Consider the following 24,545-nt stretch of genomic DNA (forward strand, 5'->3'; position numbering starts at 1 on the left):
CAGATTTGGGCCTAATCGTCTTTCTTATCGAGTGGCACGCCATAAAGTTCGAGCCGGTGATCCACGAGTTTGAAACCATGTTGCTCTGCAATACGTTTTTGCAGGGCCTCGATTTCTTCATTCATGAATTCGATCACATTGCCGGTCCGCAGATCGATAAGGTGGTCATGGTGATCTTCGGTCGCCTCTTCATAGCGGGCGCGGCCATCCTGAAAGTCATGGCGCTCCACCACCCCCGCTTCCTCGAAGAGGCGCATGGTTCTGTAAACAGTGGCGATTGAAATATTCGGATCAATCTCGGTCGAACGGCGGTGGATCTCTTCGACATCGGGGTGATCATCCGCAACCGACAAAACCCGCGCGATCACGCGGCGTTGCTCCGTCATGCGCATGCCTTTTTCAACACAGATTTTTTCGAGCCGGTCCATCATTTGTGCTCCTTTTCAGTAAAGTCGTTGCGCATTACGCGCCTTTATTGCCGTGGCCGCGTCTGCTTGCAACTGATAAGCGAACGAAATCGCGCAATTAAAGGTCTAGGGCCATCACGGCGGCGTCGCCGCCATCCCGATAATATTTCTTGCGCGCGCCAATGGTCTTGAAGCCGGCCTGCATATAAAGCCCAAGCGCAGCTGCATTGGCGGCATCGACTTCCAGAAACATCTTTTCCGCGCCACCATTTCTTGCGGCCTGCAAGGCGGCCTCAAGAAGCGCTTCCCCCAACCCACTACGGCGCGCATCCGGCACAACCCCGATGGTCAGGATTTCTGCCTGTTCGCCAAGATCGCGCCACAACACAAATCCAAGCGGGCCAGCGGAATCCTTTGCCAAACCACCAAACAATACCGTTACGCCCGACGCAACGAAACTCGCCTTCACGCTGTCACCGCCCCAGCTTCTCCCGCCAAAGGCGAGTGCCTCCAGGGCGACCAAAGTGTCGGCATCATCGACCTGTGCTGTCCAGACCCGCCAATCGCTCATTTAGGGGCACCACCGGGAAACAGACCGGGCTTTCCGGGCTTGGCATCTGGCGCACGCAGATAGAGCGGCGCAGGCGGCTGAACGGGCCGCGGTTCACGGCTTGCCAAACGGGCAACAATCTTGGCGTCGATCTGGTCCTGTCCGGTTTTGATGGCCCAATTATCCGGCAGATCGCCCAGCAAAGCGGCACCCGAACCGACTAGCGTCACTGGCCGTGCGTCGGCCTTAAGGCGCAGCGCTTCAAGGGCTTGTTCGGGAGCCGAAACAAATGGCGCGACCACCGCAGCACGCTTATTGTCATAAAGCGCAGCATACACCTCGCCGCGCCGCGCGTCGATGATGGCACCCGTTAAATCACCGCCCGGTGCATTACCGGCCAGCGCCGCCAAACTGGTGACACCAACAATATCAATACCGGTCCCGACCCCTAGCCCGCGCGCAAATGCAAGCGCAACACGAACGCCCGTAAAACCACCGGGACCAACCACCACCCCAACACGGTCGAGATCGCGAAATTCGATCCCCGCCGCCTTCACTGCGGAGGCCGCCAAAGGGGCTAAATGTTCCGCATGGCCGCGCTCCATGCCAACGGACTTATCCGCGAGCACTTCATCCCCGTTTAAGATTGAAACCGAGCAGCGTTGTAACGCCGTATCGAGACCCATGATCAACATGCGCACTTCCTAGCCCCGAGCGGGTCGCGCACGCAAATCGGAATATGCACCAGAGGATAAAATGTCCGCGACCAACGACCCTTGCCAGTTTCAATTCGATCTGCCGCCCCAGCCATATCCAGCACGGGAGCTGAACGAAGTCATCCACAAAAGCGCCTGGCGCGCAGCCCCGCTTGCAACCAGCAAAAGAGAACCGGGCGAAATCGAATTGATCGTGATCCACGCCACCGCGGGATCATCGACCGAGGGCGCGGTTTCCGTAATGACGGAAAAACGCGCGAGCTTTCACTGGATCGTACCGGGCCGCAAAGAAGCGGCGCATGGAAGGTTTGTCTGGGCCTGCGCGCCGGAAAGCCGGGCGGCTTGGCATGTCCATAATCGTTGCTTCCATCCAGAGATTTGCGGTGGCGCAAAGCGGCTCAACCACCGGTCGCTTGGCATTGAGATCGTCAATGACCAGCGCGGCGAGCCTTTCAGCCCATGGCAAATCGAAGCGACCGCAGAAATCATCGCCTATGCGATGGGGAAATATCCTGCACTTCGTCACGTAACAAGCCATGCGCGGCTGGACCCCGCACGGCGTACCGACCCCGGCCCCTTATTTCCGTGGACGGAATTTGTAGACCGGATCACAGAAAATATGAAACGCGAAACGCTGTCAGAGCCTAGAGAATTTCACAGGCCTCGTTGAACTCAAGACGCGGTGAGCGCGGGAACAGGTTTTCGTCCGTACCATAACCAATATTGCAAAGGAAATTTGCCTTGATCGTTGTACCCTTGAAAAACTCTTCATTCACGCCAGCTTGGTCGAAGCCAGACATCGGGCCACAATCAAGGCCTAATGACCGCGCGGCGATCATGAAATATGCGCCCTGCAGGGTGCCATTGCGGATCGCCGTTTCTTCGATCAGCGGGTCATTGCCGGCAAACCATGATTTTGCATCCGCATGCGGAAATAGCTGAGGCAGTTTTTCATAAAACGCCATGTCATAGCCAAGAATCACACAAACAGGAGCCGCCATGGTTTTCTCGACATTGCCCTCGGCGAGATGCGGTTTTAACCGCGCTTTCGCCTCGTCGCTTTCGACAAAAACAAAGCGCGCCGGAGAACAATTTGCGGAAGTCGGCCCGAATTTTGTCAGATCATAGACCGCCTGCATGAGAGTCTGTGTGACCTTGCGGTCTTCCCACCCATTTCGCGTACGGGCGTCGCGGAAGATGATATTGAGCGCCTCATCATTGATCATTTTATCGGACATAAGAATACCTTCCGGTTGGGGCTACGCGCCCGGCAAATCGAATACTGGGATTCTCGTATATGATGCGGCAGGGCGGCTCAACCGCAAAGCTCAATCTTTGATTTCGAGGCTGCGCCGGGCCTTAAGCGATCGCTTCGACGCTGGCGACTTCAGGCACATAATGCTTGAGCATATTTTCGATGCCGGATTTGAGCGTCATGGTCGAAGACGGACAGCCAGCGCAGGCCCCCTGCATCGCAAGGAAAACAACGCCGGTGCGCGGTTCATAATGTTTGAACACAATATCACCGCCATCCGCGGCCACCGCCGGGCGCACGCGCGTTTCGATCAATTCAATAATCTGCTCGACGATTTCGCGGTCCTCGCCTTCATAATCTTCGAGCGGCGTCGCCGGTGCCGAACTATTGGCCGTCGCGCCGTCGCGAATGACCGGGATGCCGGCCGTGAGGAAATCAGCAATCGCGCCCAAAAGCGCAGGCTTGATTTGCAACCATTCGACCGCTTCGGTTTTCGTTACGGTGACGAAATCCGCGCCAAGATAAACGCCCATCACCCCATCGACCTCGAACAACATCTGCGCGAGCGGCGAGGCTTCAGCGGATTCGATCGTCGGGAAATCAATACCCATCGCACCAGCCCCAAGAATGGCCTGACCGGGCAGGAACTTCATTGATTGTGGGTTTGGTGTGTCTTCGGTCTGGATGAACATCAATTGGCCTTTCTACTTATGGCTCCTAGCTAGTGATAGCGGGCCATCAGCGCAAGACAGGAACAGTCACGGTTTGCGGCGCTCGCCCGGTTCCGGGCATCGACCCGCGCATAATCCTCAATTAGGACAAATATTGCGAATTATAATCAGAATCATTCTCACTTCTATTGATAATCATTCTCATTTGCGTTACCGCAGCGCGATATTCATCAGTAAAATTAGCAGGGGACTTCGCAATGAGTAGCGGAACCAAACAACCTAAAACATTAAGACATCTCGCCCGGGCGGGCACATTGGCCGGGCTCGCCGGTGCCAGCATCGCACCCGCCGCGGCCCAGAGCCAGGACCTACAAGAGAAAGACGAAGTCATTGTCGAAGGGGAGCGCCACGGCTCTAACCCCTTTGCCGACCCCGAAGCACCATACAAAATTGACCGGTCATCGTCGTCGAAACTTACCGAAGACCTATTGGACACCGCAAAATCCATTGCTGTTCTGCCAAAGGAATTGATTGAAGATTCCGGTGCGCGGACGTTCCGCGATGTGGTGCGCACCCAGCCCGGCGTCACCATCGGCACCGGTGAAGGCGGTAACGCTTTTGGCGACCGTATTTTCATCCGTGGTTTTGACGCCCGTAACGACGTTTATATTGACGGCGTTCGCGATCCCGGCGTGGTCTCGCGCGAGATCTTTGCCGTTGAACAAATCGAAATTCTGAAAGGCCCATCCGGTGCCTTTGCCGGTCGCGGCTCGACCGGTGGTGCTGTCAGCCTTGTTTCAAAAGCGCCGCAGTTCAATAATTTTGGTGATCTCGAAGCCAGCTACGACACCGAAAACTCTGTACGCCTGACCGGTGACATCAATCATGTGCTGACCGACAAACTAGCCATTCGCGTCAACGGCCTTTTCCACGACGGCGAAACCGCTGGCCGCGACGAAGTTTACAACGATCGTTGGGGCGCAGCCGCCGCGATCCTCTTTACACCAACCGAAAACCTAGCGCTGAGCTTTGATTATTATCACCTCGAAACGCAGGACATGCCAGATTTCGGCGTGCCCTATGATGTGGACAATAACGAGCCGTTTCAGGTTGACCGGAACAATTTCTATGGTCTCGTCAATCGTGATTTCCGTGAAACATTCGCCAATGTCTATACGGGCAAGGTCGAATATTCACCGAACGAAATCGCAACCATCAAAAGCGTTGTCCGCTACGGTAAAACCGGCAATTCCTATGTTGTATCTGCGCCGGAACGCCCTGACACAACCGACCCGGATCCTGCGAACTGGACCGTGCGGGCCAATCCGAAAAACCGGAATTCGGTCAATGACTATTTCGCCAACCAGACCGATGCGACCGTTGACATCAACACGGGCGGCCTGGAGCACACAATCGTCGCCGGCTTTGAAATCAGCCGCGAAACGATTGAAAACCGCCCCTTTGGCTTCCTCGATTCCGAAGACCCATCAACAGGGTTGGAAATTTCTCCGTATACGGTATTCCAAAACCTCTATAACCCCGACCCATTCGTCGCGTGGCCATTCCCGGTCGAAGAGAGCGGTGCCTATTCGATCGCGGATATTAAATCAGACGCACTCTATTTCCTTGACACGATCAAATTCAATGACGCCTTCAGCCTGTTTGGCGGCATGCGCTATGATTTCTATCGGATTGATGTTGAATCTGTTGGCGGACGTAGCGCTGGCGAATACAGCAACAACAGCAACTTCCTGAACTGGCATTTGGGCGCAGTTTATAAGCCAGCCGAGAACGCATCGATTTATGCGTCCTACGGATCATCGTCCAACCCATCGGGCGAACAGGTTGATGGCCTTGGTGACGCTTATGGCGGCATCACGGCATCGACGGAAAATCTCGACCCCGAGCGCAATAAATCCATCGAGATCGGTGCGAAATGGAACGTCTTTGACGAACATCTGGCGCTGACGGCTGCGGTCTACCGCACCAACAAAACCGATGCGCGCGTTCAGGGTGTTGATGGCGTTTTCACACTCGAAGGCGAACAGCGGGTTCAAGGTGTAGAGCTTGGCTTCTCCGGACAGGTCACAAAACAATGGAGCGTCCATGGCGGTCTGTCTCTCCTGGAAGCTGAAATCACGGCCTCACCGGACCCAACGCAGATCGGCGCAAGATTGCCGAATGTTGCGGAAACAAGCTTCAATCTGTTAACGCGCTATCAGGTCAGCAGCCGCTTCCACCTTGGCGGACAAGCCACCTATGAGGGCGAGCGGGTCGGCGGATCTGTTGCTGATCGCGGCACCGCAATTCCCGGCTATTGGCGTTTTGATGCCTTTGGCGGCTATCGCGTAACCGACAATGTCGAAGTCTCGTTCAACCTCGTTAATGCGACAGACAAGGTCTATTACGACGCGCTCTATCGCTCCGGCACGCCTTTCGCCTATGTTGCGCCGGGTCGCTCTGCGATGTTCACCATAGACGTTGACTTTTAGGGCTAAAAACCATGCTGATCACAATCCCGGATGTTCTTAACGCTGATGAAGTCGCCCTGTTTCGCGACAATTTGGACCGGGCATCCTGGATTGATGGTCGCACAACCGCAGGCACACAATCTGCGCAAGCGAAAAAGAACCAGCAACTTGATGAGCACTCACCGGTTGCCCGGAAGCTTGGTGATCTGGTTCTTGATGCGCTGGGCCGAAATGGGCTTTTCGTTTCGGCCGCCCTGCCCAACAAAATATTCCCGCCTTTGTTCAATAAATATGAAGGCGGGGAGACCTTTGGTGCCCATGTGGATAATGCCATTCGCGGCGTTTCGGGCACGCCGGTTCGTATCCGGACGGATTTATCCGCGACCCTCTTTATCTCCGCCCCCGACGAGTATGATGGCGGCGAGCTGATCATTGAAACCGGCTTTGGCGTGCAGGAGGTTAAACTCCCTGCGGGGCATCTTGTGCTATATCCGTCAACGAGCCTTCATTCAGTGACCGCTGTGACGCGTGGTGCGCGCATCGCCAGCTTCTTCTGGTTGCAAAGCATGGTGCGTTCAAATGAAGACCGGGCGACGCTTTTCGATCTCGATCAATCCATCCAGACCTTGGGCGCCGAACGCGGCATGAATGATCCGGCGGTACTGACCCTTTCGGGCGTTTACCACAATCTATTGCGTCGTTTTGCTGACACTTAAGCAATGTTTATCAAGATTATTGGCGAGAACCGCCGAAAACCTGCCGCAGTAGGATTGCAGGCCAATGTCGAGCCGCGTATGCCTCAATAGATAACCATCGGGCATAAGACGGATTATCATGGACGACGATTCAACAAAATTTACTGACGACGAAGCACTCGATTTTCACAGCCGGGGTAAACCGGGAAAATTAGAGGTCAACCCAACAAAACCAATGGCGACCCAGCGCGATCTTTCGCTTGCTTATTCGCCGGGTGTTGCGGTGCCCGTTCAGAAGATCGCCGATGATCCAGATAGCGCCTATGATTATACGTCGAAAGGCAACATGGTTGGCGTGATCTCCAATGGTACGGCGATCCTTGGTATGGGCGATCTTGGCGCGCTTGCCTCCAAGCCGGTCATGGAAGGTAAGTCGGTCCTCTTCAAACGCTTCGCCGATATCGATTCCATCGACCTTGAAGTCGATACGAAGGACCCGGACGCTTTTATCAACGCCGTTCGCTATCTTGGCCCGGCCTTTGGTGGCATTAATCTCGAAGATATTGCTGCACCGGACAGTTTCATCATCGAACAGCGCCTCAAAGAGATGATGGACATTCCGGTCTTTCATGATGACCAACACGGCACCGCGATCATCGCCGCTGCCGGTCTGTTGAATGCCCTCGACCTGACCGGGCGGTCGATCAAAGACGTCAAAATTGCCGTTTCGGGCGCGGGCTCCGCTGCGCTTTCCGTGATCGGCCTCGTCAAGGCGATGGGCGTCCCGCATGAAAATGCGCTGGTCTGCGATTCCGGCGGCGTTCTTTACAAAGGGCGCGACCTCGATCAATGGCGTTCCGCCCATGCGGTCGAGACGGATAAACGCACCCTCGCCGAAGCAATGGACGGCGCAGATGTTTGCATCGGCCTTTCTGTAGCGGGCGCGGTCTCAAAAGACATGATCGCATCCATGGCGAAAAACCCAATCGTTTTTGTCATGGCCAATCCGAAACCGGAAATCCTGCCCGAGGAAATCCGCGAAGTGCGTAGCGATGCAATCATCGCCACCGGCCGTTCGGACTATGCAAATCAGGTCAACAACGTTCTTGGCTTCCCTTATATCTTCCGGGGTGCGCTTGATGTGCGCGCGCGGACCATCAATGACGAGATGAAAATTGCCTGTGCGCGCGCTCTGGCGAAACTGGCGCGCGAAGACGTGCCGGACGAAGTGGCGGCGGCCTATGGCAAGCGCCTTCGCTACGGGCCAGGCTATATTATCCCGACGCCATTCGATCCGCGTTTGATATCCGAAATTCCGCCAGCCGTAGCAAAAGCGGCCATGGATACGGGCGTTGCCCGCAAACCGATCAAAGATTTTACAGCCTATAAAAACTCGCTGGCGGCTCGGCTTGATCCGTCTGCATCCTTTTTGCAAAAGATTTATTCGAGCCTGCGCGGCTGTGAAAAACCGAAGCGCATTGTCTTTTCAGAGGGCGAGGAAGAAGCGGTGGTCCGCGCGGCCTATGCTTTCCAGCAGGAGGGCCTCGGCACGCCAGTTCTGATTGGCCGTGACGACCATATCAAAAACGCGCTGGCTGATGCGGGCCTGCCGGTGAACCACAGTTTTGAGACCTATCACTCGCGGACATCCCCCCATAACGAGCTGTACACGAAATATCTTTACAAGCGCCTTCAGCGCAAAGGATACCTTTATCGTGACGCACAGCGCCTCGTGAATACCGACCGGAATGTCTATGCGGCCTGCATGTTGGCGCATGGTCATGCGGACGGCATGGTCACGGGCGTTACGCGCCACTATGATGTCGCGCTTTCAAATGTTCGCCTCGCGCTCGATCCGCGCCCCGGCGAGCGCATGGTTGGTGTTTCCATCATCCTGACCAAGACGCGGACGCTTTTTGTCGCTGATACGAACGTCACCGAATTGCCAAGCTCGCAGGACCTTGCGGAAATCGCCATGCAGGTTGCGCACGCTGCCCGGCATATGGGCTTCCCGCCAAAGGTTGCTTTTGTTTCCTATTCAAACTTCGGTAATCCGGATACGGAACATTCACGCCGCGTCGCCGGCGCGGTTGAGATTCTCGATCGCCGGATGGATGTAGACTTTGAATATGAAGGCGAGATGACGCCGCGCATGGCGCTGAACGAAGAGTTCCGGGAGATCTATCCGTTCTCGCGCCTTAAAGGCGAAGCGAATGTATTGATCACGCCGGGGGTTCACTCGGCCGCCATCTCAACCAAGCTATTGGGTGAAATTGGTGGTGCGCTGGTGCTTGGGCCCGTGTTGATCGGCCTCGAACGGCCGGTTCAGATCGCGCAAGTCGGCGCAGGCGTGACCGATATCGTGACCCTCGCCGCCATGGCCGCTTATGAGCTGGATGCGGAACACCGCAGCTGGGCCGAGAAAAAAGCCTAAACGATCATTTATCGCCGGTCTTTCGGCGAAATCTGGCGGACTGTTTTTTCATGAGGGACTGTGCCCATGTGCGCGGCACTGTCCGCATTAATCCCGCTGAGAACTTGTTCCAACGGCCCGGTACGTAAACCACCGGGCCATTTTCGACCGCGCGGATCGCGCCCTCGACCACGGGCTCGGCTTCCATGAACATATATTTCGGCAATTGCGAGACGAGCCCCCGGGTCGAATTCACATCGTGAAATTCAGAATAGGTAAAGCCCGGACAAAGCGCGGATGATTTCACCCCCTTGCCTTCGTTTTCCGCCGCGAGCGATTGGGCGAAGCTGACCAGAAACGCCTTGATCGGCCCATAAAGCGTATGCCCCGCAGAGCCCGGCACCAACCCCGCGACCGATGCGACCTGAATAATGCGCCCATAGTTGCGTTCAATCATTCCGGGTAGGAACAATCGCGAGAGCTGCACATAGGAATTCAACATCAGTTCAAGATAGTCGCGATGGGCGGGCCAGTCATTTTCGGTAAAATATCCCGGCATGCCATAGCCCGCATTATTCACGAGAATATCAACCGGCGTTGCATCCGCCTTCAAGCGATCGAAAATCTCCTGCGGGGCCGAGGCCACCGACAGATCCGCCGCAATTATCTTGGTTTTGACGCCGTGCGCTTTTTCAAGCTCTGCCGCGAGCGCCGTCAGGCGGTCTTCGCGCCGCGCCACCAGAATGATATTTGCGCCCTTAGCTGCGTAGGCCCGCGCGAAGGTCGCGCCGATCCCGGCGGATGCGCCCGTGATGAGCGCCCATTTTCCCTGATATTCCATATGACCACTTCAAAGGTTGCTGGCGAATTGCGGCCATCATCCGGTTATTGGCGGTTTTGGTAAATAGCCGCGAGCGGTTTTGGTTAATCCGCAAACCGCCACCGAAGCCTAGCATAGGCTTTGCACCAATGCGGGCGGGACGTTTTGCCCGCCGCAATATTTCCCTTAACGATACATTAACCTTATAATCCGGCGGACGTTTTTTGGTTTTGGCATGGATAGTCTCGAATTTTTATTGATTGTCACGGTCTTTGGTGTGGTCGTGATCTGGTATCTGGCCAATGTGAAAGCTGGCTCGCCGGGGCAGATCGGCTTGCTCGCGCTGGCAGAGGACCCCGAAACCGCTAATACCAAGCCTCGCCGGGCCTATCGCATGAAAGATCGTCCGGCCCGGAATTCAGCCGCGTTTCATGACAGCCGCGCCAATGTGGCCCAACGGAAAACCTATCGGGTGCTTGATGAGGCAGCCCATATGCGCAGGCGTTTTCGCCATCAGGACGAAGCCCGCTACAAGGTCAAAGACAAATTACCCAAGGACTGAGCTGGCCTGTGTCGCGAGGACTTCGGCCAGAACCGGCAATCCGACACCCATGGCGACACTGATTACGAGACCGATGAGCGCCTTCGTCGCATCGGACAGAACGATCTTGGCCGTTGCTTGGGGTGAGCGAATATTATCGATCGTCGCGATCGCAAATTCACGGCCCGCAATCAAGCCAAGGAAGACCCATGTCGTCGACATGGGAATGTCGTTGAGTTCCTTGAAGTAGAACAGGAGCGACGCATAGGTGAAGTCGATGATTGTCGCCGAACGGATGTCGGTGACGTTGGTTTTCGACTTCAAGATGCGCTGAACCGGACCACCCTGATTCCAGAATGTATAGGCCAGCAGCAAGACGATGCCGGCCACGGCAACAGAGGCTTCGGCCGGGTTCAAAGCAGGTGCGCCCGCCGCATCAACACCGCGCGGCAGGAAGATGAAAATATTCGCAAAGTCCTGCATAAGCCATACGGCCCAAAGATACCCGGTGGTGATCCACTGGAGAAGAACCCAGAAAGGTGCGTGTTGTTGATCAGCAGTTTTCAGGAACCAGCGCTCAATTGTTGGCGCAAGGATCGCGTAGACAACACCACCGGTCAAAAATGCCAAACCATAGCCAATCAGCGATTTGGTCAGCATGCTCTGCATACCGCCCATCGTGGCAAAAATCGCCAGCACCATGAAGGTCGTCGAAACCGGAATGCCGAGACGCGTCAGGAATAAAAGCATCAGTGGCGGCAGCGCGTGATACCATTGCGGTTCAAAAATCGGATATTTTTTGACGTTGCTCAGACGGCCATAGGACGGATCGCCACCGCTTGAAATATAGCCATAGGCGAACACAACGATCAGCACAGTCGCCGCAAATAGAAACAACGCCCACCAGGGAAGACGTCGGTTGGAATTGATGAAGGTCCCCAAAGTCTGTAGCGCATCATTTCCGACAACGGCATAAGCTGCGAACATGAAGCCAATCGCCGCCCATAATCCAATATCAATGTCCATAACCGACCTATTTCCGACCCGGCTTATTTCCCGGATGACGACAAAGCCCCAGCGCTCTCGCGCACAGGGCATGCGCGGGGCAATTTCCGCGCACACTCTATTTTTTATGTTTCACTATTGTGACAAAAGGCGGATTATTTGCGAAAAGGCGAAAAATGCACCGCCCCTATTAAGGATTTATCGCCCATGTCGACGCCTTTATCCTCGGAACGCCCCGAACATGCACCCGCCGCGCATCCGGCGATTGCTCAAGGGAAGGTCGGTGTCTTGCTGGTCAATCTGGGCACGCCCGAAGCCCCCACGGCTGGCGCGGTCAGGACTTATCTGCGGCAATTTTTAAGCGATCAGCGCATTGTTGACCTGCCCCGGGCCTTGTGGCTCCCGGTTCTGCATGGGGTCATTTTGAATATCCGCCCGGCGGCAACTGCTCGAAATTACAAGAAAATTTGGCGCGAAGAGAGCGATGAAAGCCCCTTGCGCTATTACACTCGGCAGCAGGCTGAGAAATTAGGCGAGCGATTAGGCCAAGTGAGCGTTGATTGGGCCATGCGATACGGCAAGCCGTCGATCACGGAAAAGCTCAACTTGATGAAAAAGAATGGGTGTACCCGGATCTTGGTCGTACCGCTCTATCCGCAATATTCCGCGACCACGACCGCCAGCGTGACCGACGATGTTTTTGACGCCGTGCGCGCCATGCGCTGGCAGCCAGCCATACGGATCGCGCCGGCCTTTCATGATCTTCCTGCCTATATCGAAGGGCTTGCGAAAACCACGCGCCAGCATTTTGCGTCCATCGGCTGGCAGCCGGAGAAGGTCGTGCTGTCATTTCACGGGCTGCCGCAACGCTATTTCGACGCTGGCGACCCCTATTACTGTCATTGCGCAAAAACCGCGCGGCTATTACGGGCAGAAATGGGGTGGTCGGAGGCGTTCGCCCCGCTCGCCTTTCAATCAAAATTTGGTCGCGAAAAATGGCTTGAGCCCGCCGCCGATGAAACAATAGAAACGCTGGCGAAAACCGGCACAAAGAAAATTGCCGTCATCATGCCGGGCTTTGTGGCCGATTGTATTGAAACGCTTGAAGAGATTGATATTGCCGCGCGCGAAACCTTTATCAACGCAGGCGGAGAGGCGTTCACCGCTATCCCCTGCCTTAACGATGCGCCTGAGATGATAAATATCCTTGAAGATATTGCACGGCGCGAGGCCGCGGGCTGGGTTTAAATCAGCCTACGGACCAGATCAAGATACGTCTCGACCTCTTCGTCGGTGGTGCGGAACGACGTGATCATCCGGCTCATTTTTCCATTGGCCGGATCGCCGGGCGTTATCCACGGATATAACCAATAGCCTTCGGCCCGCAGTTTTTCTGCGATTCCATCCGGGAAACAGGCAAAGACTTCGTTGATCTCGGTCGGGTAAGAAATTGCCACTCCGTCGATTGCGGCCAGCCCGGCGGAGAGTTTCGCCGCCATCTGATTGGCCTGTCCCGCAAGGCGTAGCCAAAGATCGTCCGTTAAATAGGCATCGAACTGCGCCGCAATGAACCGCATCTTGGACCACAAATGCCCAGCGCGCTTGCGACGCATTTCAAAATCGTGCGCCTTGTCTTTGTCAAAAAACACCACGGCTTCTGCGGCGATGCAGCCATTTTTTGTACCGCCGAAACACAGCACATCAACACCAGACCGCCAGCTAAGGTCTGCCGGGCTTTTGCCGGACGCAGCAACCGCATTTGCAAACCGCGCGCCATCCACATGCACCAATAACCCCGCATCATGGGCAAACTTGGTCAGCGATTTCAATTCGTCCACAGAATATCTGGTGCCGCATTCCGTCCCCTGGGTCAGGGATAAAACCGATGCTGGCGCACCATGGGGCGGACGTTCGGGAAAGCCACTAAGGGCCTTGCTGATGGCATCAACGGTCAATTTTCCGCCCGCGCCCGCTATGGGCAATAGCTTCGCGCCGCCGGTGAAAAATTCAGGGCCCGCACATTCATCCATCTGGATATGGCTTTCTTCGTGACACAGGACCATGGCGTAAGGCGGTGTCATTACCGAAAGGGCGAGCCCATTGGCCGCGCCGCCCGTTGCCACAAAAAACACCGACAAATCACAGTCGAATATCTCGGCAAAGCGTCGTTCAACGCGTTTGGTAAGGTCATCACCCCCATAGGCGGGAACGGCCCCCTCATTCGCGTCGGCAATAGCGGCGATGATCTCAGGGGCAGCACCGGCCCAATTGTCAGAAGCAAAAGTCATAGTGTTACGCTGGCGTAGCCTCACCCATTGCGTCAAGCGCCGTTACAAAACGCGTGAAATTATCAATTGTCGTGACCGCACCGGCATCAATCAATCGATCTCCATGGCCGTCATAACAATGGCCGCCACCGAGAAAACCCCAAGCGGTCATGCCTGCAGCGCGCGCCGCCCGGACGCCATTCGCGCTATCTTCAAGTACCAGACATTTCGCCGGATCGACATTCATTTTTTCTGCCGTGTAAAGAAAGATATCGGGTGCGGGCTTGCCTTGCGCAACGAGGTCTGCGGAATAAACATGAGGTGCGGCGAGGTCATAAAGCGATGTGCGCTCCAGTTTCGATTTCAGGAAATGCGCCCGCGATGACGACGCGACCCCTAAATGACCGAACCGGTCGCGCGCCGCCGACAACGCACGATCTGCCCCTTCGATCGGCTGTAGCAGATGCCGCTCGCGGCCGCGGCTCGCCAAAATCGTTTCTTCAAAATCAGCGGGCGCATCGCATTGATGTTTCGCGACATAGTCCGCGCGTAATTGCTCGAAAAAAGCCCCGTCGTGAAGGCCGACAAATTTCTCGACATATTCCTGGGGCGAATAAGTCAGCCCTAAGTCCAACAAAGCGCCGCGTTCGCCCCTAATCGCAAGCACCTCAGAATCCACAAGAACACCGTCGCAATCAAAGATGACTGCCTCAATCATTTTAAACTCTACCTGTTTTTGCGTCCTCGCCTGAACGCCTTGAACCATTGCAGCGCTACATGCCACGTCCTATCGGCTGGGGCTAGCGCCTTGTGAAAGTCCTCGCCGGTGTTGCCCCTAGGCGTCTTGAAATACGCAATCATAAGGTTTTCAATGACCTCATGGGGGAGCGCTTTACCGCGTATAAGGGGGGCAATCCAAATGCATAAAAAACTACGCGCCGGCGCAGCACTCGCCGTTCTGGGACTGGCGATAACGGTTACGCAGCAATCATCCGCCGTTAATCTGGACAAAGATCCGAATAGGCGGCCAGCACAGAATATCACCCGTGATACCGGTGCCGAAATCCGGGCGCGCCTTCGGGATCGACTGGGACCGATGGCACCGGCTTTCTCTCAAGGTCGGGAAGTCCGCAACTATGACGGTTCGGGCAATAATAAGTCACAACCCCTGGTGGGCGCGACCTTCCAACCCTTTCAGCGCATGACCGCACCCGACTATGCAGACGGCATTTCGGCGATGGCCGGTCACTACCGCAAAAGCGCGCGCGAAATCAGCAATCTCGTCGTCGCGCAGGGTGATCGATCCGTACCCAACCCCTATGGGACGAGCGATTTTTTATGGCAATGGGGGCAATTCATCGACCATGATTTGACCCTTGGTGACGGGGTCCTTAGCGACGACCGGTCCTTTGACATCAAAGTCCCGCTCGGGGATCCGTGGTTTGACCCGGCCAATACCGGCGACCGGACAATTCATTTTGACCGCGCTCTATTCGATAGTGCAACGGGTACGGATCTTTTAAATCCGCGCGAGCAAATGAATGAGCTTACGTCGTGGATCGACGGATCCATGATCTATGGCAATGAAGAAGAGCGGGCTGAGGCCCTTCGCACCCATCGGCATGGCAAACTGCGAACCAGCGCGGGTGATTTATTGCCGTTTAACAAAGACAACCTGCCGAATGCCAATGGGGCCGCACCCGATCCGACGAAATTGTTTATTGCCGGTGACGTGCGCGCCAATGAGCAAGTCGGCCTGACGGTCATGCATACATTGTTCGTGCGCGAACATAATCGCTGGGCCGACATCATTCGCAACCGGCGCCCATGGTACAGCGACGAAGATATTTATCAGGCCGCCCGGCGCATGGTGATCGCCGAGATTCAGGTCATTACCTATGAAGAGTTTTTACCGGCATTAATCGGAAAGCGCGCAATCGAACGCTATCGCGGTTACACGCCCGGAGATCCGACGATATTCACCGAATTTTCCGGCGCGGCCTATCGCCTTGGGCACACCCTTATCAACCCGAATATCATGCGTCTTAATGCACAAGGGGCGGAGATCCGCGACGGGCATCTGGCATTGCGGGATGCGTTTTTTAATGCGCCCGATATATTGAAAAAGCGCCGCGATATAGAGCCGATTTTGCGGGGCCTCGCTGCCCAGAAAAGTCAGACCTTCGACCATATGATTGTCGATGATTTGCGGAATTTTCTATTTGGCCCTCCCGGTGCGGGCGGGTTTGACCTTGCCGCCCTGAACATACAGCGCGGACGAGACCGCGGCATTGGATCTTATAATGATGTGCGCGAAGGGCTGGGGCTGGGTCGCGCCAAAACTTTCGCCGATGTAACGCCTGATCGCGACCTGCAAATCGCGCTGGCAGAAGCCTATGCGACCGTGGACGATATTGATTTGTGGGTCGGCGGGATCTGCGAGCCGCCAATGGACCGTGGGGGATCGCAATTGGGTCCGACCTTCACCCACATCGTCGCCCGTCAATTTGCGATGCTGCGCGATCATGATCGGTTCTGGTATGAGCGTGACCTGACCCGCATGGAGTTAGCGATGATACGGAAAGTGACGCTTGCGGATATTATCCGTGCCAATACCAATATTGAGCGCCGGGAAATTCCCAAGAATGTCTTTTACGTGAAAAGATAACGCCGGAATATTCCGCCTATAAAAAAGGGGCCCATCAGGGCCCCTTTTTCGTTCTTGGATCAATGATTATCCCGCGAGTGCCGCCAATAACAGCAAGGCGACGATATTCGTGATCTTGATCATCGGGTTAACAGCTGGACCTGCGGTATCTTTATAGGGGTCACCAACGGTATCACCGGTCACGGCTGCTTTATGGGCTTCGGATCCTTTACCGCCATGATTTCCGTCTTCGATATATTTCTTGGCGTTATCCCATGCACCGCCACCAGCAGTCATGGATATGGCCACAAACAACCCGGTGACGATCACACCAATCAGCATGGCCCCCACAGCGGAAAGCGCTGCTGATTTATCGGCGACAGCGAGGATTACGAAATAGACCACGATCGGTGAGAAAATTGGCAGCATGGACGGCACCACCATTTCCTTGATCGCAGCACCGGTCAGCATATCAACCGCCCGTGCATAGTCTGGTTTTTCCGTACCCTGCATAATGCCTGGCTTATCTTTGAATTGACGGCGCACCTCATCGACGATGGCGCTGGCCGCGCGGCCAACGGCCTGCATCGCAAGACCACCAAAGAGATAGGGCAACAATCCGCCGATCAACAGACCCGCAATCACATAAGGGTCCGACAAGGAGAAGTTCACATTCACATCGGCGAAGAACGGGTAATCCGCAGGATGGGCGACAAAATGCTCAATGTCTTTCGTATAGGCCGCAAACAGAACGAGGGCGCCAAGACCCGCCGAACCGATTGCATAGCCCTTTGTGACCGCTTTCGTGGTGTTACCGACCGCGTCAAGCGCATCGGTGGTATCGCGGACAGAGCCCTCAAGGCCAGACATTTCCGCAATACCGCCCGCATTATCCGTAACCGGACCAAAGGCATCAAGCGCCACGATCATACCGGCGAGCGCCAGCATGGTCGTCACCGCAGTGGCGATGCCATAAAGACCCGCAAGGTTAAATGCAGTAATGATCGCCGCGACGATTACGATGGCCGGAAGGGCTGTTGCTTCCATGGAAACCGCAAGCCCCTGAATGACGTTGGTACCGTGACCGGATTCCGAAGCTAGCGCCACCGATTTAACCGGACGATATTCAGTGCCCGTATAATACTCCGTGATCCAGACGATCAGGCCGGTGACCACAAGACCAATGATGCCGCAAAGATATAGGCTTAGCCCGGTAAAGGGTAAGCCGCGACTGGTTTCAGCGACCGGTTCAGAGAATCCGAACATCTGAAAGGTCACACCGCCCACCGCAATCAGGGAAAGCACACTCGTGGCGATCAGGCCTTTATAGAGTGCACCCATAATATTCGTTGAGCCCTTGGAGAGCGTGACGAAATAGGTACCGATGATTGAGGTGATGATGCAGACCGCTCCAATCGCCAATGGATAGAACATGAATTGCGCAGCATCCGCGGTGAACAGAATTGATCCGAGCACCATGGTTGCGGCAACGGTCACGACATAGGTTTCGAACAGGTCTGCGGCCATGCCAGCACAATCACCAACATTGTCACCAACATTGTCCGCAATCGTCGCGGGGTTACGTGGATCGTCTTCTGGAATACCGGCCTCGACCTTGCCAACCATATCGCCGCCAACGTCAGCACCCTTCGTGAAGATGCCGCCACCAAGACGGGCGAATACGGAAATGAGCGAAGCCCCAAGCGATAATGCGACGAGACCATTCACCACCGCACGGCTTTCCGGCGCATGCCCAAGCACACCGGTGAGAATGCCGTAATATGCTGCGAGGCCCAAAAGCGCCAAGCCGGCCACCAACATGCCCGTAATCGCGCCGGAGCGGAAAGCAACGGAGAGACCTTTGGCGAGGCTGTCACTGGCCGCTTGGGTCGTGCGCACATTCGCCCGTACAGAAACCAACATGCCGATGAAACCTGCTGCGCCAGAGAGAACAGCACCAATGGCGAAGCCAAATGCAGGAATGAAATCCAGCTTGAAGGCACCAAGTAGGACCAAAAAGACGACACAACCGACGATTGTGATTGTTTGATATTGCTTCTTTAGATACGCACTCGCGCCTTCCTGAATCGCTGCCGCTATTTCGCGCATGCGGTCCGACCCGGTCGGAAGTGAAAGAACTGATTTCACTGTAATTGCGCCATAAAGTATGGCTAGCAGACCGGCCCCTATAACCGCCCAAAGCTCCAAACTCATGATGTTCCCTTCCTCAATCTTCTATTTTTTTGCTGATTGTTAAGTGGCAGTGCCAGGTATGGCCGCAGCAACGAAAGAGAATTCGCGCGCGCTTCAACCCGCCCCTCGTGAAGTCATCTAAAAATCTGACAAAGCAAAAGGTTAAAATCAACAAAAACTTATGGCGGTCCGGTATGGCCGGACCGTCAAAGTCGGAAACAAATCAATGTTGGAGGTAGGGAAAACGCGTTACGCGGCGCGTGAACGCATCGACCGTTTGTTCTCTGGTTCAGCGTCCGTCATCTCCTTAACCCAAGGGTATTTAACGGCCGTTTCGTCTGTGTAACCAAGATTTCTTGCTGTTGCACTACGCGGTGCATCTTCGGTTTTCGCATAGAAGGTGCCGAAGACGCGATCCCAGAAAAATTCTGCAATTCCGTAATTGCCATTTTCATTATGGAAGTGATGCGCGAGGTGACGTGCCTTGATGGTTTTCCAGAATTTTGATTTTGGCTCAAAGGCGAGATGTTGTCCCGCATGCAGAAATTCTGTGTAGCACGTCATTACAACCGTACCCAGAATAGCGCCAGCCGCGCCAGACACACCATTGATCAGATAGCCAAGTGGCCCCGCAACGAAAATGATGGTCGGCAACGTCGTGTGCAAGCCACCGAAGAGCACCGACAGATCATTCGGGAACCGGTGGTGATCATAGTGCACCCGCTTCCACAAACGCGCCAGATACGGCGTTTTATACATCCAGCTTCCGTGCAGGATAAAGCGGTGAACGATGTACCACGAAATCGGGAACATGAGCGCGCCTGCGCCAACTGCCAACAAAAACAAGGGGATAGAGGTCAGCGTGGCGATGCCAACGATCAATGCGACGACAATGATCAACGCATAGACCTGAATTGCCGGATAGGTCACATACGCTTTGACGAGGTCGTCAAATGTCATGCGGTTGAGAAGATACTCTTCCTCTTTCCACGCTTTGTACCCGATAAATAGCCGCATTGGCGCACCTGACACGATTTGTTTGGGCCGATCGCCGTTTTCCGGACCCTGGCCAAAGCTTAAGGGATGCGATCCCGCCGAGCGCGATCACAGCTCGGGGAAAGTAGGCGTACCAATGATAGGGTTCAAGCGTATTTGTGCCAATATTGATCAATTATCCGGGTGGATTTGTGCGCATATTGTAACATCTCGCCGTAATTCTTGATGCATTGCAGTAAGTAAAGGGCTTGCCCGTTGACCCAAGCCCTTGTATCGGCTGAGGATTAGCGCCGTGGGCCCATGTTTTGGCATGGGCTTGAGGGGTGTTGTCACTAAACAGCCGGGAAATCTGTTGCAGAATTGGGCTGGAGGCAGACGTGATCGTGTGCCAGAAGGTGACAAGGCTCTTTAAAGGCAGCAAAGTAAAACTGCCGGCCATGGCTGGTGGGCGAAGTCGACGGCGTAAGCCGTTTTATAATCTCCGGGTAACACCGGAAACCAACGAGCCGGTCTAAGCCGGCAAAGTGCGGGGCGTAGTAAATGGCCGTGAACCCAGACCTTGGCAATCAAGAACCAGCAAACCTGCCAACCCCTACCAGCAATAAGACGCTGGCAATGAAAAAGGGTGGTTTTTCAACAGTCGTCGAAGCGCTCGACTATGCGGCTCAAGGTGAAACCGGCTATTCTTTCTTTAACTTACGCGGTGAAGTCTCGACGGCCCTGTCCTATGCGACCTTGCGCGATAACGCCAAAGCATTGGCACGAAAGCTCGCCGGTCGGTTCGAGCGCGGTGCCCGGTTGGCGGTTGTGGCTGAAACCAGCCCTGAATTCCTGACAACTTTTTATGCTTGCCAATATGCGGGCATCATCCCAGCGCCGATGCCGATGCCGGTCAATCTTGGCGGCAAGGATGGATATATCACCCAGATCCGCCAGATGATCGCGGGTGCAAAAGCGGACGCCGCCGTGGGTCCGGTTAATCTTCGCGAATTCCTCGAAGACGCAGCGGCGCAAGCCGATTGCGATACGGTTCTCGATTTTGATGAACTCAACGCGCTTGATGATGGCGACAAAGAGCCTGAGCCATTCGGTCCGGACGAATATTGCTACATTCAATATTCCTCAGGTTCGACCAGCGCGCCAAAGGGTGTCATCGGCATGCAGCGCACAGTTTGTGCAAACCTGACCGCAATTGCCCGCCACGGCATGGGGCTGCGCAATGGCGACCGCGCCACAAGCTGGCTTCCGCTCTATCATGATATGGGCTTGATCGGTTTTGTTCTTACACCGATGACCTGTCAGGTGGGCGTAGATTTCCTTGCGACCTCTGACTTTGTTCGCCGGCCGCTTTTGTGGTTGCGGATCATCACCGAGAACAAATCAACGATCACCTATAGCCCTTCATTCGGCTATGAATTAGCGGCAAAACGCTCTGCACGCGCAGAGCCGGGTGCGATCGACCTAACGGCCGTCCGCGTTGCCGGTATTGGCGGCGATATGGTTCGCCCTGAAGCGCTCAATGCCTTTGCTCAGGCGTTTGAACCCTTTGGCTTTAACGCCACTGCGTTCCTGCCGAGTTACGGCATGGCCGAAGCAACCCTCGCAATTTCTTTCCCTGAACTCGACGAAGACGTCATGGTCGACGAAGTGGACATGCGCCATTACACCCGCTCGGGCATTGCGCAGCCTGCATCGGCCGTGACCTCTCCTGAGCACAAACGCGGTTTCGTCTTATGCGGTCGTCCTCTCGAAGGGCACGCCATCGAAGTCCGTGATGAGAATGGTCAGGCCATTGACGAACGTCAGGTCGGACGGATCTTTATTAAAGGGCCAAGCCTGACGCCCGGCTATTTCTCCGATCCTGAATCTTCGGCTGCGATGTATGATGGTGAATGGCTTGATACGGGCGATATGGGGTATTTCCTCAACGGCCAGATCGTCATCACCGGTCGCGCAAAAGATTTGATCATCATCAATGGCCGCAATATCTGGCCACAGGATATCGAATGGGCCGTCGAAAAAGTTGACGGTGTGCGCGGCGGCGGTGTTGCGGCATTCTCTGTCGATGATGGCGGCTCGGAACGGATCGTCGTTGTTGCCGAGCGTCGCGGCCTTGATGCGGATGCGCTTGCGGTACTCAAGCGCGAAGTTTCTTCGGTCGTACAAAACGCCGTTGGCGCGCCGGCGGAAATCGTTCTCGCCCGACCGCATTCCATGGTGATGACCTCATCGGGCAAGCTTTCACGCGCCAAGGTAAAACAGAAATACCTTGATGGGGCCTTCAATGAAGAGACCTCACAGGCAGAAGCCCCACGACCACTTGCAGAGGCCCGCATTTGACGAAACGCGCTGCGGTCACCGGCGGCACCGGTTTTGTCGGCACCGCGCTAATCGACCTTCTACTGAAAAACGGGTGGGACGTTTCCGCATTAGCGCGTGATCCAGCGCGGCTTTCTAATGCGGCGCGATTGCGCGTTATAAAAGGCAATTTGCGTGACAAAGCCGCGCTCGCCGATCTTGCCGCCGACGCGGATGTGGTGTTCCACCTTGCGGGCCTGACCCACGCCAAGGCGCTCACCGATTATCGCGATGTCAATGTCGCCGGCGCGGTGGAGGCAGCAGCGGCCAGCCATGACGCCGGGGCTTTGTTCGTTCACACCTCATCAATGTCTGCGCGTGTGCCGCAAGTATCCCCCTACGCCCAAAGCAAATTCGACAGCGAAGCGGCCATCGCACAGGCCAGTCAGAACTGGATCGCCCTGCGCCTCCCGGCGATTTACGGCCCGCGGGATTTGGTTACGCTACCCGTCTTCAAGCTGGTCAAGGCCGGTCTGGCTCTCGAGCCTCGGACCCCCAGCCCGGCCCGCGCCTCCATTCTTTTCGTCGAAGATGCGGCTTCGTCACTCATTTCGGCAGCGGAATCAGCGCCAAAGGGACAGGTTTACGAGGTTGGTGATGAACGCGCCGAAGGCTTTGCGTGGGCCGAGATCAACCAAACCATTGGCGAGGTCATGGGAAAGCGGCCTAAACCTTTACGGGTGCCGCGCGGGGTGATTTCGCTCTATCATGGCGCAGTTCAAGGCTTTGAGCGCGCTTTTGACCGCAATCCGAGCGTCCGCGCGGGACAGATTAATGAATTTTTTCACCCCGACTGGGTTGCGCGCGATAATTTGCTGTCCGACGCTTGCGAATGGCGGCCGCAAACTCCATTGAAAGAAGGGTTTGCAAAAACCATCCATTGGTATCAAAAAAACGGCTTGCTTTAGCGTAAAGACAAGTTAGCCATCTTTTCGCTAATGACCGATCAAGGAGAAAGAACGATGTCCGGCATTCAGGAAGACGACGATCTCGTGTTCCACAAGATTTGCGCGTTGCTTGAACCGCTCAATGAAAAGGGCGTCAAGATGACCCGCGATACAGACATTATTGCGGATCTCGAGATCGACTCCGTGTCGTTGCTCGATGTGGTGATGGATATTGAAGACAATTACGACATTTCCATTCCGGTCAATACGATCTCGGAAATCAAAACAATCGGCGAATTGGTCGATGCTATCCACGAAATCAAGAAAGAGCAGTCATAGCAATGAGCCTGTTTGACAAATTCGAGCCGACCGCAAAACTTTTGCAAAGCCTTCTCGACGCAACACCGCGCGACCCGTTCAGCGTCAAAATGGACGAGATGAAGGGCCCGACCCGCGCGATCGTCGAAGGAAAAGAAATCGTCCTTGCAGGAACCAATAATTATCTTGGCCTGACCTATGATGAAAGCGCCGTAAACGCGGCTGCGGAAGCCGTGAAAGAGTCTGGTACAGGGACAACTGGCTCACGCTTTGCCAATGGTACCTATGCCGGCCACCGGCAGCTCGAAGAAGATCTGGCGAAATTTCTTGGCTACAAATATTGCATGGTCTTTTCGACCGGCTATCAGGCAAATCTCGGTGCGATTTCTGCGCTCGCCGCTGCACCCCACGACGTTATTCTGATCGATGCCGATTGCCACGCTTGCATTTATGATGGCTGTCAGCTCTCCGGCGCTGAAACAATCCGGTTCCGTCATAATGATCCTGAAAGCCTCGATAAGCGTCTTTCGCGCCTCGGCCCTGAGGTCAAAGGCAAACTGGTTTGCCTTGAGGGCATGTATTCCATGTTTGGCGATGTTGCGCCGGTCAAGGAATTCGTCGAAGTGGCCCATAAGCATGGTGCCTATGTTCTTCTTGATGAAGCACATTCGTTTGGTGTGTTTGGTGAAAATGGCCAAGGCGTCTGCGAAGCCGAAGGCGTTCGCGATCAGGTTGATTTTTACACCGGCACTTTTTCAAAAAGCCTGGCGTCCATTGGCGGCTTTGTTGCTTCTAATCACCCGCAGCTTGAATATCTGCGTTTTTCAAGCCGTCCATACATGTTCACCGCCTCACCGTCGCCAGCCAATATTGCGGCGGCCTCAGCGGCGCTCAGCCGGATCTCGTCAGATAGCTCGATGCGCGAGAACCTTTGGAAAAACGCCAAGCGTATCCACGAAGCCTTCACCCAGTTGGGTTTTGAGACCTGCGCGCCGGTCGGACCCGTCATCGCGGTTAAACTGGCGAACAAAGAGCAAGCCTTTATGGCGTGGAACGTCCTTATGGAGCATGGTGTTTACGTCAATCTCGCCATTCCACCTGGCACGCCAAATGCAACGTCAATTCTTCGCCTGAGTGTTTCGGCGGCCCATACGGAGGAAGATTTGGACGTTGTTGTCAGTGCCTACACAGCTTTGTCGCAAATCTTGTCTAAACAAGCCAAAGAAGCCTGAGGGGGGAGCCCGCGCGCCTTCACAATCGCGTCAGGCTCATAAGCGCCATATTTTCGCCGCTTGATGGGCGATTACGGGGATTATGTGTCGGGCTCAGAAAAAG

General features: G+C 55.2%; 22 protein-coding genes. 11 read left to right on the forward strand and 11 right to left on the reverse strand.

Annotation, left to right across the window (positions count from 1 at the left end; translation table 11 throughout):
- Positions 1 to 11: 11 nt before the first annotated feature.
- From ABFZ83_RS11605 to tsaB, 3 genes are all read right to left on the reverse strand, one after another.
- A complete protein-coding gene (locus ABFZ83_RS11605) occupies positions 12 to 428 on the reverse strand; it encodes a Fur family transcriptional regulator (protein WP_411818829.1) in 417 nt (138 codons plus the stop codon).
- A gap of 97 nt (positions 429 to 525) precedes the next feature.
- A complete protein-coding gene (locus tag ABFZ83_RS11610) occupies positions 526 to 978 on the reverse strand; it encodes a GNAT family N-acetyltransferase (RefSeq protein WP_411816718.1) in 453 nt (150 codons plus the stop codon).
- The gene (gene tsaB / locus ABFZ83_RS11615; RefSeq protein ID WP_411816719.1) at positions 975 to 1,652 is read right to left on the reverse strand and encodes a tRNA (adenosine(37)-N6)-threonylcarbamoyltransferase complex dimerization subunit type 1 TsaB; all 678 of its coding nucleotides are present in this window, start codon (positions 1,650 to 1,652) and stop codon (positions 975 to 977) included. Before tsaB ends, ABFZ83_RS11610 begins: the two co-directional genes overlap by 4 nt.
- Before the next feature lie 61 nt (positions 1,653 to 1,713).
- On the opposite strand from tsaB, the gene ABFZ83_RS11620 reads away from it, so the two are divergent.
- Entirely contained in the window at positions 1,714 to 2,343 is a 630-nt protein-coding gene (locus ABFZ83_RS11620) for an N-acetylmuramoyl-L-alanine amidase (protein ID WP_411816720.1), read from the forward strand.
- Here ABFZ83_RS11620 and ABFZ83_RS11625 read toward each other — a convergent pair.
- The gene (locus tag ABFZ83_RS11625) at positions 2,318 to 2,911 is read right to left on the reverse strand and encodes a malonic semialdehyde reductase (RefSeq protein ID WP_411816721.1); all 594 of its coding nucleotides are present in this window, start codon (positions 2,909 to 2,911) and stop codon (positions 2,318 to 2,320) included. The two genes, ABFZ83_RS11620 and ABFZ83_RS11625, sit on opposite strands and share 26 nt — an antisense overlap.
- A 121-nt stretch (positions 2,912 to 3,032) precedes the next feature.
- Entirely contained in the window at positions 3,033 to 3,620 is a 588-nt protein-coding gene (locus ABFZ83_RS11630; RefSeq protein ID WP_411816722.1) for a NifU family protein, read from the reverse strand.
- 236 nt (positions 3,621 to 3,856) lie between these two features.
- Here ABFZ83_RS11630 and ABFZ83_RS11635 point away from each other — a divergent pair, with 236 nt between their 5' ends.
- The 3 genes from ABFZ83_RS11635 (at position 3,857) to ABFZ83_RS11645 (ending at position 9,199) form a co-directional block, all read left to right on the forward strand.
- On the forward strand, positions 3,857 to 6,091 hold the full coding sequence (locus ABFZ83_RS11635) for a TonB-dependent receptor (protein WP_411816723.1): 2,235 nt from the start codon (positions 3,857 to 3,859) through the stop codon (positions 6,089 to 6,091).
- A gap of 11 nt (positions 6,092 to 6,102) precedes the next feature.
- Positions 6,103 to 6,786, forward strand: a complete 684-nt coding sequence (locus tag ABFZ83_RS11640; RefSeq protein WP_411816724.1) for a Fe2+-dependent dioxygenase — start codon at positions 6,103 to 6,105, stop codon at positions 6,784 to 6,786.
- 118 nt (positions 6,787 to 6,904) lie between these two features.
- Complete coding sequence (locus tag ABFZ83_RS11645; RefSeq protein WP_411816725.1) at positions 6,905 to 9,199, forward strand: NADP-dependent malic enzyme; 2,295 nt, start codon at positions 6,905 to 6,907, stop codon at positions 9,197 to 9,199.
- Between the two features lie 4 nt (positions 9,200 to 9,203).
- Here ABFZ83_RS11645 and ABFZ83_RS11650 read toward each other — a convergent pair whose 3' ends face one another.
- Complete coding sequence (locus tag ABFZ83_RS11650; protein ID WP_411816726.1) at positions 9,204 to 10,019, reverse strand: SDR family NAD(P)-dependent oxidoreductase; 816 nt, start codon at positions 10,017 to 10,019, stop codon at positions 9,204 to 9,206.
- A gap of 214 nt (positions 10,020 to 10,233) precedes the next feature.
- On the opposite strand from ABFZ83_RS11650, the gene ABFZ83_RS11655 reads away from it, so the two are divergent.
- Entirely contained in the window at positions 10,234 to 10,560 is a 327-nt protein-coding gene (locus tag ABFZ83_RS11655; protein ID WP_411816727.1) for a hypothetical protein, read from the forward strand.
- Here the strand turns inward: ABFZ83_RS11655 and ABFZ83_RS11660 are convergent.
- Positions 10,546 to 11,565 (reverse strand): hypothetical protein, encoded by a 1,020-nt coding sequence (locus ABFZ83_RS11660; protein WP_411816728.1) that lies wholly within the window; start codon positions 11,563 to 11,565, stop codon positions 10,546 to 10,548. The genes ABFZ83_RS11655 and ABFZ83_RS11660 overlap by 15 nt on opposite strands.
- 186 nt (positions 11,566 to 11,751) lie before the next feature.
- On the opposite strand from ABFZ83_RS11660, the gene hemH reads away from it, so the two are divergent.
- On the forward strand, positions 11,752 to 12,792 hold the full coding sequence (gene hemH, locus ABFZ83_RS11665; RefSeq protein WP_411816729.1) for a ferrochelatase: 1,041 nt from the start codon (positions 11,752 to 11,754) through the stop codon (positions 12,790 to 12,792).
- Here the strand turns inward: hemH and ABFZ83_RS11670 are convergent.
- Complete coding sequence (locus ABFZ83_RS11670) at positions 12,789 to 13,832, reverse strand: threonine aldolase family protein (RefSeq protein WP_411816730.1); 1,044 nt, start codon at positions 13,830 to 13,832, stop codon at positions 12,789 to 12,791. The two genes, hemH and ABFZ83_RS11670, sit on opposite strands and share 4 nt — an antisense overlap.
- 4 nt (positions 13,833 to 13,836) lie before the next feature.
- Positions 13,837 to 14,529, reverse strand: a complete 693-nt coding sequence (locus ABFZ83_RS11675) for an HAD family hydrolase (protein WP_411816731.1) — start codon at positions 14,527 to 14,529, stop codon at positions 13,837 to 13,839.
- A gap of 201 nt (positions 14,530 to 14,730) precedes the next feature.
- On the opposite strand from ABFZ83_RS11675, the gene ABFZ83_RS11680 reads away from it, so the two are divergent.
- Positions 14,731 to 16,479 carry a peroxidase family protein gene (locus ABFZ83_RS11680; RefSeq protein WP_411816732.1) on the forward strand — a complete coding sequence of 583 codons (1,749 nt, stop codon included), beginning with the start codon at positions 14,731 to 14,733 and terminating at the stop codon, positions 16,477 to 16,479.
- Positions 16,480 to 16,545: 66 nt separating this feature from the next.
- Here the strand turns inward: ABFZ83_RS11680 and ABFZ83_RS11685 are convergent, their stop codons facing one another.
- A complete protein-coding gene (locus ABFZ83_RS11685) occupies positions 16,546 to 18,672 on the reverse strand; it encodes a sodium-translocating pyrophosphatase (protein WP_411816733.1) in 2,127 nt (708 codons plus the stop codon).
- A 228-nt stretch (positions 18,673 to 18,900) separates the two neighbouring features.
- Positions 18,901 to 19,668 (reverse strand): sterol desaturase family protein, encoded by a 768-nt coding sequence (locus ABFZ83_RS11690; RefSeq protein ID WP_411816734.1) that lies wholly within the window; start codon positions 19,666 to 19,668, stop codon positions 18,901 to 18,903.
- 519 nt (positions 19,669 to 20,187) lie between these two features.
- Between ABFZ83_RS11690 and ABFZ83_RS11695 the strand changes: the two genes are divergently transcribed.
- The 4 genes from ABFZ83_RS11695 to spt are packed head-to-tail and all read left to right on the forward strand — an operon-like array spanning position 20,188 to position 24,442.
- A complete protein-coding gene (locus ABFZ83_RS11695) occupies positions 20,188 to 21,987 on the forward strand; it encodes a fatty acyl-AMP ligase (RefSeq protein ID WP_411816735.1) in 1,800 nt (599 codons plus the stop codon).
- Positions 21,984 to 22,913 (forward strand): NAD-dependent epimerase/dehydratase family protein, encoded by a 930-nt coding sequence (locus tag ABFZ83_RS11700; protein WP_411816736.1) that lies wholly within the window; start codon positions 21,984 to 21,986, stop codon positions 22,911 to 22,913. Before ABFZ83_RS11695 ends, ABFZ83_RS11700 begins: the two co-directional genes overlap by 4 nt.
- A gap of 54 nt (positions 22,914 to 22,967) precedes the next feature.
- Positions 22,968 to 23,231, forward strand: coding sequence for an acyl carrier protein (locus ABFZ83_RS11705; protein WP_369312616.1), 264 nt, complete (start codon positions 22,968 to 22,970; stop codon positions 23,229 to 23,231).
- Positions 23,232 to 23,233: 2 nt separating this feature from the next.
- Entirely contained in the window at positions 23,234 to 24,442 is a 1,209-nt protein-coding gene (spt, locus tag ABFZ83_RS11710; RefSeq protein ID WP_411816737.1) for a serine palmitoyltransferase, read from the forward strand.
- Positions 24,443 to 24,545 lie beyond the last annotated feature (103 nt).

It is taken from the genome of Hyphococcus formosus (genome assembly GCF_046736345.1).
Classification (GTDB): Bacteria; Pseudomonadota; Alphaproteobacteria; order Caulobacterales; family Parvularculaceae; genus Hyphococcus; species Hyphococcus formosus.

Excerpts from the sequence above, each read along its gene's own strand:
- ABFZ83_RS11605 (WP_411818829.1), bottom strand. The coding sequence starts at position 428 with ATGGACCGGCTCGAAAAAATCTGTGTTGAAAAAGGCATGCGCATGACG.
- ABFZ83_RS11610 (WP_411816718.1), bottom strand. The coding sequence starts at position 978 with ATGAGCGATTGGCGGGTCTGGACAGCACAGGTCGATGATGCCGACACT.
- tsaB (WP_411816719.1), bottom strand. The coding sequence starts at position 1,652 with ATGTTGATCATGGGTCTCGATACGGCGTTACAACGCTGCTCGGTTTCA.
- ABFZ83_RS11620 (WP_411816720.1), top strand. The coding sequence starts at position 1,714 with ATGTCCGCGACCAACGACCCTTGCCAGTTTCAATTCGATCTGCCGCCC.
- ABFZ83_RS11625 (WP_411816721.1), bottom strand. The coding sequence starts at position 2,911 with ATGTCCGATAAAATGATCAATGATGAGGCGCTCAATATCATCTTCCGC.
- ABFZ83_RS11630 (WP_411816722.1), bottom strand. The coding sequence starts at position 3,620 with ATGTTCATCCAGACCGAAGACACACCAAACCCACAATCAATGAAGTTC.
- ABFZ83_RS11635 (WP_411816723.1), top strand. The coding sequence starts at position 3,857 with ATGAGTAGCGGAACCAAACAACCTAAAACATTAAGACATCTCGCCCGG.
- ABFZ83_RS11640 (WP_411816724.1), top strand. The coding sequence starts at position 6,103 with ATGCTGATCACAATCCCGGATGTTCTTAACGCTGATGAAGTCGCCCTG.
- ABFZ83_RS11645 (WP_411816725.1), top strand. The coding sequence starts at position 6,905 with ATGGACGACGATTCAACAAAATTTACTGACGACGAAGCACTCGATTTT.
- ABFZ83_RS11650 (WP_411816726.1), bottom strand. The coding sequence starts at position 10,019 with ATGGAATATCAGGGAAAATGGGCGCTCATCACGGGCGCATCCGCCGGG.
- ABFZ83_RS11655 (WP_411816727.1), top strand. The coding sequence starts at position 10,234 with ATGGATAGTCTCGAATTTTTATTGATTGTCACGGTCTTTGGTGTGGTC.
- ABFZ83_RS11660 (WP_411816728.1), bottom strand. The coding sequence starts at position 11,565 with ATGGACATTGATATTGGATTATGGGCGGCGATTGGCTTCATGTTCGCA.
- hemH (WP_411816729.1), top strand. The coding sequence starts at position 11,752 with ATGTCGACGCCTTTATCCTCGGAACGCCCCGAACATGCACCCGCCGCG.
- ABFZ83_RS11670 (WP_411816730.1), bottom strand. The coding sequence starts at position 13,832 with ATGACTTTTGCTTCTGACAATTGGGCCGGTGCTGCCCCTGAGATCATC.
- ABFZ83_RS11675 (WP_411816731.1), bottom strand. The coding sequence starts at position 14,529 with ATGATTGAGGCAGTCATCTTTGATTGCGACGGTGTTCTTGTGGATTCT.
- ABFZ83_RS11680 (WP_411816732.1), top strand. The coding sequence starts at position 14,731 with ATGCATAAAAAACTACGCGCCGGCGCAGCACTCGCCGTTCTGGGACTG.
- ABFZ83_RS11685 (WP_411816733.1), bottom strand. The coding sequence starts at position 18,672 with ATGAGTTTGGAGCTTTGGGCGGTTATAGGGGCCGGTCTGCTAGCCATA.
- ABFZ83_RS11690 (WP_411816734.1), bottom strand. The coding sequence starts at position 19,668 with ATGCGGCTATTTATCGGGTACAAAGCGTGGAAAGAGGAAGAGTATCTT.
- ABFZ83_RS11695 (WP_411816735.1), top strand. The coding sequence starts at position 20,188 with ATGGCCGTGAACCCAGACCTTGGCAATCAAGAACCAGCAAACCTGCCA.
- ABFZ83_RS11705 (WP_369312616.1), top strand. The coding sequence starts at position 22,968 with ATGTCCGGCATTCAGGAAGACGACGATCTCGTGTTCCACAAGATTTGC.
- spt (WP_411816737.1), top strand. The coding sequence starts at position 23,234 with ATGAGCCTGTTTGACAAATTCGAGCCGACCGCAAAACTTTTGCAAAGC.